4 protein-coding genes and 1 pseudogene are annotated in these 8,716 nt (G+C 42.3%); 3 read left to right on the top strand and 2 right to left on the bottom strand.

Translation table 11 applies throughout. The annotated features are described in order from the left end of the window. The first annotated feature begins 993 nt into the window (after positions 1 to 993). A complete protein-coding gene (locus NJ959_RS21155) occupies positions 994 to 3,312 on the top strand; it encodes a ribonuclease R family protein (RefSeq protein WP_254013725.1) in 2,319 nt (772 codons plus the stop codon). Between the two features lie 91 nt (positions 3,313 to 3,403). On the opposite strand, the gene NJ959_RS21150 is transcribed toward NJ959_RS21155, so the two are convergent. Continuing rightward, the gene (locus NJ959_RS21150; protein WP_254013724.1) at positions 3,404 to 5,926 is read right to left on the bottom strand and encodes an FAD-dependent oxidoreductase; all 2,523 of its coding nucleotides are present in this window, start codon (positions 5,924 to 5,926) and stop codon (positions 3,404 to 3,406) included. Positions 5,927 to 6,182: 256 nt separating this feature from the next. Here NJ959_RS21150 and NJ959_RS21145 point away from each other — a divergent pair, with 256 nt between their 5' ends. Both NJ959_RS21145 and NJ959_RS21140 read left to right on the top strand, forming a co-directional pair. Then, entirely contained in the window at positions 6,183 to 7,679 is a 1,497-nt protein-coding gene (locus NJ959_RS21145; protein WP_254013723.1) for an MFS transporter, read from the top strand. Positions 7,680 to 8,099: 420 nt separating this feature from the next. Next, positions 8,100 to 8,363: pseudogene (locus tag NJ959_RS21140) on the top strand (PfkB family carbohydrate kinase); the annotation flags it as partial. Here the strand turns inward: NJ959_RS21140 and psaC are convergent. Continuing rightward, positions 8,352 to 8,597 (bottom strand): photosystem I iron-sulfur center protein PsaC, encoded by a 246-nt coding sequence (psaC, locus tag NJ959_RS21135; RefSeq protein WP_254013721.1) that lies wholly within the window; start codon positions 8,595 to 8,597, stop codon positions 8,352 to 8,354. The pseudogene NJ959_RS21140 and the gene psaC overlap by 12 nt on opposite strands. Positions 8,598 to 8,716: the final 119 nt, after the last annotated feature.

The raw sequence follows: 8,716 nt of genomic DNA, 5'->3' as shown, positions 1-8,716 counted from the left end.
GGCTTGCCAAAGCCCAAATCTGACCAGACTCAGTACCGAAGGGTACTACGTTAGAGGCAAGGGTTTAAGAACATACCAGAGAATGCGCAGCCAGTTCTCTGCTCTATAACCAAACAGTTAAGCATCTGTACAAGGGTTAAGGAAGTGCTGTTTGGATAGTTACCGACCTCTAACATTGTCAAGGCTAACATTACCCCATTCATGGGAGGCTCAATGGAGCAAAACCATTATGCGTACAGGGTTGTGGAACTTGAAATGGAAATTGTCCCATTGAAAGTGCATTACAAAAGTACACCGAGTCGAGCAACTCCAAGGCGGTAATGGGTAGAACAGACCAGAAGATGACAATTTCCACTATTTTGACGGCGACTCAAGTCGCAGCCGCGTTCCTCCCCGTGTCTAAAAGCCAGGGGTTTCCCTCTCGTTTTTCGGTGAAAGTCCGTTGCTCCAAAACTCGATAGCTCAAGTCTGATTCACTTGATAGCGGTGAATTTGTCAAGAGGCAACTCTATGCTTAGTCCACATTTTAGGATAGCTTGCCAGGGGAGCGATCGTCCTCCCAGGTAAGCAAGGATGCCTGTGACTGGTGCCATTGCCCTGGAAACGATGGTGTCAAGAAGCTGAATTCTCCAGGCATCTGGTTAATCTAACTGAGTTAGTTATCTTTAAGCTGGGGGTTTTTGACCTCTTTGAGTGTAACGGAACACAATCGATACAGTCGGCAAATTGTTGGTGCCGTTCATGGCAAAGTCTATTGACACCAAAGTCACAAAGGGGCTGTTTATGGCGAAGGCTATCGGCACCAAAGTCACAAGGGTGGCGTTTATGGCGAAAGCTATCGGCATCAAAGCCACAAATAGTTGAGGCAATGAATGCACACCCTCCAATGGAGGCTCTCGAAGAGAGTTCTCCAGGGTATTGTCACCAACGCATCAGCGCATTGTTAAAAGGGCACGAGCAGCAAAATAAGGATCGGACAAAAAGGATTGTTGGATGGAATTTTCAATCGCTACATTACTTTCCAATTTCACAGATGACAAATTAGTCGCTCCCAAAGTTTTGGAGAAGAAACTGGGTTGTCAGAATAAAGCCGATATCCAAAAACTTCAGATTGCACTAGATGCTCTGGAAAGAATCGGCATTTTGATAAAAGATCGAGGTCGATATCGTCGGGTTTATGAGGAGGATGTGGTTGAAGCAAAACTGCGCTGTTCGAGTAAAGGATTTTGCTTTGCCATCCAAGAAGTTGAGGGTGCAGATGATATTTATATTCAGAAGAGCCATTTGAGTACGGCTTGGAATGGCGATCGCGTTTTAGTTAAAATTACCAAAGAAGGGAGCCGACGGCGGAGTCCTGAAGGACAGGTAAGGTTAATTCTCGAACGAGCAAATCCTTCTGTCCTCGCGCGAGTCAAGCACACTGAAGAAGGTTACCGTGCTATTCCCCTAGATGACCGCCTCCTCTTTGAACTCGACCTAAAACAGAATAGCATTCCCCTGCAAGAGGCTGTAGATCATCTGGTTCATGTAGAGGTTCTCCGTTATCCCCTCGGTCCAAAACCCCCACTGGGTAAAGTTGCCAGCATTTTAGGTTCTGATGCTGAAGACGCAGAAGATACTGATATTGTCTGTTGCAAGCACGATTTGCGCCGCGAGTTTATCGGGGAAGTGCTAAAAGCTGTCGAGTCAATACCCAAACAGTTACGCAAAACTGATTTCAAAAAACGCCTCGATTTGCGACATCTACTAACAATCAGTATTGAAGGTAGTGCCCCAACGGATCCTAATGTTGAAAATGCTTTCACCCTGGTAAAAACTAAAGATGGACATTGGCAACTAGGTATCCATACAACAGATGTAGCTTTTTGGATACCACCAGGTTCGCCTTTGGATAAAGAAGCCAGAAAGCGAGGTACAACTGTTTATCTGGGGGACTTAGTTCTTCCTTTATTACCAGAGATGGCTATGTCGATCTTCTCCCTAATACCTGGTGAAGATCGATTGACTATTTCTGTATTACTTACCCTTGATGAAACAGGTGAATTGATAGAATTTGAGATTCACCCCACCATTATTCAGGTCAATAGCCAATTCACAATCGAAGAGGCACAATCCCTTTTAGTTGGTAATAAAGATGTTGAACCAGAATTAGCACCAACAGTTGATATGCTTAATTTGCTGTTTTTCACATTGAGTCCGGCAATACGGGCAAGAAGACAGCAACGGGGGTCTTTTGAACTGAATTTATCAGAGAGCAAAGAGGCAATTACTCGCGTTCGTCCTCCTTATAAAGATGAAGGGCGAGTGGGTGCAATTATTGTGTCCTCATCCCAACCTCTATTGTCCCTATTGACAGAATTAATAATCTTAGCAAATCAAGCAGTAGCTGCCCATTTGCAAGCCCTATCAGTCCCAGCAATTTACTGCGTACAGTCAGCACCAGATGTCGATCAATTAGAGGATACAATCAAGTTAGCAAACAATCTGGAAATCGACTTGCATGGACCTGAAGGTAGTTCATTTTTTGGAGCGCCAACATTCTCACAAACTCCCCAACGGATAGTAGAAGAAATTACTTCCCAGGATTATCAGCATTTTACTCAGGTATTTACCAAGTCCATAGCCCCCAAAGTCTTGACCTATTTATTGCAATCAACCTTAAAACCTGTAAGTTACAGTTCTAAACCCGGAATGCACTTTGGTTTGGCATTGGATACACCCTATACCCACTGCACATCACCAATATGGCGCTATGGAGATTTGTTCGTCCAACAAATATTGATGTTAATCTTTGAGGAAGGACGCGATCGCCGTACTACCCGTTCTAAAGAGCGCGTTAATCTCAACCATAGCAGTTGCAAAGGTAATATTAACTGGAATATTTTACCTACTGAAATGCACCAAGAGTTGGAATCAACCATTAGTTTATTAATTCCTCATCTCAACGATCGCGAAAAAATTACTGAGGATGCTGAGTTAGATTTGCAAGGCTTAAAGAAAGCTGAACAAATGAAAGATCGTACAGGAGAAATATTCAGTGGTTTAATTACTGGCGTTCAATCCTACGGTTTCTTTGTTGAAATCGAAGAATTGTTAGTTGAAGGATTAGTTCATGTTAGCTCTCTTAAAGATGACTGGTACGAGTATCGCTCTCGCCATTCCTGTTTGGTTGGTCGCAAAAATCGCACCGCTTATCGCCTGGGCGACAAGGTAGAAGTCCAAGTTAAAAGTGTTGATTACTATCGCCAACAAATTGATTTAGTAACTGTCAGTGGTGGTAGTATCGCTAGTTCTGAAGATTTAGAAGATTAGTTATTGGTTATTTGTTGTTGGTTGTTGGTTATTATTTGTAGGACAGGTGTCTCGCCTGTCATATTTATTATTTACTTTTGGGAATAACTATTTAACAAACCACTAAGACACTAAGACACGAAGGAGGAGATAGATCATCTTCTGGCTCTTCAGTACTTGCAGTTACTTGAGTTGATGCGATTGAACCACCTTCAACTTTGTAGAAACTCTGGGCATGTGCTGCTTCATAATCTGCTTGCAAGACAGAGAAATTATCATTACACAATAGAATAGCGATCGCCACATCTTTGATACTTTTTGCAGCCTGCAATTCTTGTCCCAGGTAGATGTGCCAAGAAACCTCCATCTCACTATTAAAGAGTGGTTTTTCAATCTCAGTTACCACGCCCGATTGTTTCGGATAAATCGAATAGGCGCTGTACTTCCATTCTTGCCGAGGCTTGAGGTTGATCTTCGGAGTATCTCCCATTTGCAATTGCAGGTGAATTTCTTGCAATCGAACCCCTTGATAACTATAGAACATTTTGGAAACAACTCCCCCTGGTGGACGGGATGCTATTTCCATCAATACAGGTTCTTCTGTTCCCTCCTGAAGAAAGAAGTCGATATTGAGTACCCCAGATTGAGGATATCCACCCTCTAAACTTTTTAGTATATCTAATGAAAATTGTTGGAGTTTATTGAATTCTGGATCTTCTTCTCGGACAACAATGTTGCCAATGGGATAACCATAGAGAAATTCATCATTCGGTCGATAATGTTTGCAAGCGGCAAAATAACAAATCTCTCCGTCTTTGATAACAACGCTTGTATTATAGAGTTGACCAGTGATAAACTCGTTTAACTCAAATTCCTCGCTCGCATCCACATGAGTATCACACCAAACTTTTAGCTCATCCAGGTTATAAATTCTTGGGTTTTTTTCGCTTCCAGCTCCAATAACTGGTTTAACAAAAATTGGGAAGCCTAATTTCTCGATCGCAGTGGCTAAGTAGGTTTCTGGTGCTTTGCGGTATTGCTCTGGAGCGAAAATTAAATATTTAGGAAGTCGGATTTGTGAATTCTTCAAAGCCAACTTGAGAGCGTTTTTGTTTGTAAATGGATGAATCGTAGTTGGGCGATCGCCTTCTATATTTAGCTCTTGGCGCATCTGAGCTGCTAGAAATACCGAATACTCATCATTGGTGACAATTTGACAATTTTCATCCTCAAGTCCAAAGGCTACTTTAATTTGTTGATAGACTTGGAGGAGATTTTCCAGGTTGTATGGTTCAACAATTTTAACGAGGTCGAGATATTCATACTGAGATGGGACAACCTTGCTCAATCCTTCCCGACTACAAAGGAGTACCAAATTGCGACTCGCAGTTGCAATATGTGAGAGATCTGCTTTTATCGGTAGAGTATCATTCAGGATAAAAATCGTTTGTTTTTGAGCATCTATATCCTGATTCGTAAAAGGAATTGAGCTACTATCTTCCCGTAGCATTTCTTCCACGCGCCGCACAATTTCTGTTGAACATCCCCAAGATAAAGTTACCCCTGAACCACCATGACCATAGTTATAGAATACTCGCGTGTCTGGCACTCTTTCAATACATACATTTTTTTCTGTTAAGGGGCGCAATCCTGTTCTCACAGGCTCGTTTTCATCCAGGGGCAGATCTCTTAACTCCTGTAAAAATTGGAGACAACCATCATACATCTGCCGAATTATGGGCATGTCAAGGGAGAGATTGGTATCCCATTGGTTTTGTTGAGCTAACCCTCCTAAAACTACGATATTATCTTTGCCTCTTGGCACAATGAAGATAATATCTTGCTCGTTATTTGAGGAGTCATCGTGGGCAATACAATGAGCATCACTAATAATTCCGTTCAGGTTTTTCACTCTGACAAGCGCACCCCTCAAAGGATACATTGATGGGTCACCTGTTGTGACAATTGAGCCAAGTCCAGCACAATTGACGATCGCCTTTGCCCCAAAGCGATTTAGAAGTTCCTGTTCGTGTTGCAAAATATTAACAGTAATTTGATCCTGAATAATTTCGCAGCCAATATCTTTGACGTATTGGAGGAGCCATTTCATGTATATATCCGTGTCAACCATGGGAGCCATATGCTTATAAGCATCTTTAATCCCTCCTTGGAACCCTAGATCGATCGTGTCTCGAACAATGTGTAAACCTCGTTCAAAGCCATCTACTTTATCCTTCAACTCATTTATTTTCTTAAGATCAGTAGGTCGATTTTCGATGGTATCTTTGAAGTAAAAATAGGCATCCCTTAGATAAATTCCCGTTTGTTCGGAGCCATAGTCTGCTTGAATTTGTTTAAATTTTTCATAAGCAACCATGCACCAGATTTTAGAGCGCTCCAGAGAGCGAGGCGTGCCATGCTTGCCACAAACTGCTGGAGGCCACTCCCATAATGCTCCCGCCACAATCGAAGTCAGATTTGGCGTAAAACGATCTGCTACAATTACAACTCGAAAACCCGATTCTCTCAAACAAATTGCGGTTGTCAGGCCACTTACACCTGCGCCTATAACTAATACTGTAGACTCCTTATATTGTTCTAAATCGCTCGCTTTGTTGTTTTGGATATTTCTCATGATTTTATTATCTATTTGTTTAAGGGATAGTTTAGAGGGCTATTGGCAGATTTTTCTCTAATCAAAGAATTATTTAATATACTCCCCGATCGGGATTAATAAAATTTAATGATTGACAGGATTGTTTACCTCACTCCCCACTCCCTACTCCCCATCCTTACATCCGCTGTTCCACTCCCTACTTGCAAATAATAACTGTCAGAGGATATGGTACAGTAAAGCAATTTATAGTCTGAGTAAAAAGTGAAGACGCTACATGAGTAACCATTCCCCTGAAGATTCTGCGGTTGCGCCAAATGAATATGAATCCCCACCCCAAAAGCTGAGTTTCAGCACCAAACTCGCTTACGGTGCTGGTGATATGGGTGCTGGGATTACCTCTACCCTATTAGCTTTTTCCTTATTGATTTTTCTGACGAATGTTGCTGGGTTGAACCCGAAACTAGCGGGTACGGTACTATTAATTGGGAAGGTTTGGGATGCGGTAAACGATCCGATAGTTGGGGTGTTAAGCGATCGAACTCGTTCTCGTTGGGGTCGTCGTCACTCTTGGATGATCTTATCAGCTATTCCTTTTGGAATTTTCTTTTTTCTCCAGTGGATTGTGCCTCACTTTTCCGATAACAGTGAAACAAATCAGTGGCTTTTGTTTTGGTACTACGCGATTGTTAGTATTTTATTCAACATGGCGTTTACTGGTGTAAATTTACCCTATACTGCACTAACACCAGAATTAACTCAAGATTACAACGAACGGACTAGTTTAAACAGTTTTCGCTTTGCTTTTTCCATTGGCGGTAGTATTTTCTCGTTAGCATTAGGTCAAGTTATTTTTCAATTTATTCCTAACGATGGGGAACGCTATTTAATTTTAGCACTTATTTGTACACTTTTCTCGGTATTGCCAACTTACTGGTGTGTTTGGGGCACTCAAGATCCCACTGCTGTTGGCGGATCTCGTTATGTGGAAATTGACGAGAATAACGATATTTCTCAAAATACAGAGGAATCGATTCCATTTTTCGAGCAATTAAAAATTGTTCTCACTAATAAACCCTTTCTTTATGTTATCGGTATTTATCTATTTTCCTGGCTGGCTTTCCAGTTAACTGCTGCGATTATTCCCTATTTTTTGATTAACTGGATGCGCCAAGATTCCTATTTCACTGCTGCGATAGTTGTGCAAGGTGTGGCGTTAGTCATGCTGTTTGTCTGGAATTTCGTTAGTCGGCGAATTGGCAAACGTGGGGTTTATTTTATGGGAATGAGTTTGTGGATTATCGCGGAAGCAGGGCTATTCTTTTTACAGCGAGATCAAGTTGGTTTGATGTACCTGTTATTTGTGATGGCTGGGTTTGGTGTTGCGACAGCTTATCTAGTTCCTTGGTCAATGTTACCAGATGTGATTGAATTAGATGAATTAAATACAGGTCAACGGCGGGAAGGTATTTTCTATGCTTTTATGGTACTATTACAAAAAATTGGATTAGCAGTTGGTTTGTGGTTAGTGGGAGTATCTCTCGATCAAGCTGGATTCATTGCTCAAAAAGCGGGTCAACCTATACCAGAACAACCGGAATCAGCACTCTTTGCTATTCGTTTTGCGGTAGGTCCTCTCCCAACTTTTTTCTTAATTTGCGGTTTAATTCTCGCCTATTTCTATCCGATTACTCGTGAAGTTCATGCGGAAATTCTTTTGAAGTTGAGGGAACGTAAGTTGAGCGCAATAATGAGGAAAAATAGGGCAGACTGAACAAATTTATCACAGACATGACTTGCGCAGAAATACTACTTCTGGAGATGTCTATTGTAGTATGATAAAACTTCATTAAGTTTCTAGTCAAATATAATCAGATCTGCTATTCTTTAGTAATGGAAATACTGGTAATTGGCAGTTCCAATACTGATATGGTGGTTCAAGCTCCACGTCTTCCCGTTCCCGGAGAAACCGTGATAGGAGGACGCTTTGTGGTCAGAAACCCCACGCCTAAAGGCGGGGGCTTGCCAAAGCCCAAATCTGACCAGACTCAGTACCGAAGGGTACTACGTTAGAGGCAAGGGTTTAAGAACATACCAGAGAATGCGCAGCCAGTTCTCTGCTCTATAACCAAACAGTTAAGCATCTGTACAAGGGTTAAGGAAGTGCTGTTTGGATAGTTACCGACCTCTAAGTTATCCCGTCGAGGCGGTGGATACGACGGCGGCGGGCGATACTTTCAATGGGGCTTTAGCAGTAGCACTCTCAGAAGGAAAAGGACTTGATGAGGCGATCGCCTTTGCCAATCAAGCTGCCTCAGTTACTGTGACTCGTTTATTGGTCAAAAAAAACCAACAGGGACACGGCAACATTAATATATCAGCAACTACTCTGATTATTAATGTCGCCGTGCCCCTGCTCAATAGGAATGGGCTAGTCGCCTCCTCCCTAGTAAGATAGACCCATACTGCGGGTAGTTTCTGCCCCTAGATATACTCGAATACTCAAGAAATCAGTAGGACAGGCAGTTTCGCAACGCTTGCAACCGACGCAATCTTCAGTGCGAGGAGAGGAGGCAATCTGACCAGCTTTGCAGCCATCCCAGGGCACCATCTCTAACACATCTAAAGGGCAAGCCCGGACGCATTGAGTGCAGCCAATGCAGGTATCGTAGATTTTGACGGCATGAGACATAGAATAACGGCTCCAAACGAGTGTTCTCGATTAGTGATACTCAGGATCAAGGCTTAGTTTACCGCAGACCATTCATCTCCTCGATCAAAAGGTTACAGAAGTTTAGAAAAATTAAATTT

Origin of the sequence: Limnofasciculus baicalensis BBK-W-15 (assembly GCF_024178385.1) — a bacterium.
In the GTDB taxonomy this organism is placed as follows: Bacteria; Cyanobacteriota; Cyanobacteriia; order Cyanobacteriales; family Coleofasciculaceae; genus Limnofasciculus; species Limnofasciculus baicalensis.
Note: the sequence above shows the minus strand (reverse complement) of the source record. Positions and strands in the feature narration are given on the sequence as shown.

Excerpts from the sequence above, each read along its gene's own strand:
- NJ959_RS21145 (WP_254013723.1), top strand. The coding sequence starts at position 6,183 with ATGAGTAACCATTCCCCTGAAGATTCTGCGGTTGCGCCAAATGAATAT.
- NJ959_RS21155 (WP_254013725.1), top strand. The coding sequence starts at position 994 with ATGGAATTTTCAATCGCTACATTACTTTCCAATTTCACAGATGACAAA.
- psaC (WP_254013721.1), bottom strand. The coding sequence starts at position 8,597 with ATGTCTCATGCCGTCAAAATCTACGATACCTGCATTGGCTGCACTCAA.
- NJ959_RS21150 (WP_254013724.1), bottom strand. The coding sequence starts at position 5,926 with ATGAGAAATATCCAAAACAACAAAGCGAGCGATTTAGAACAATATAAG.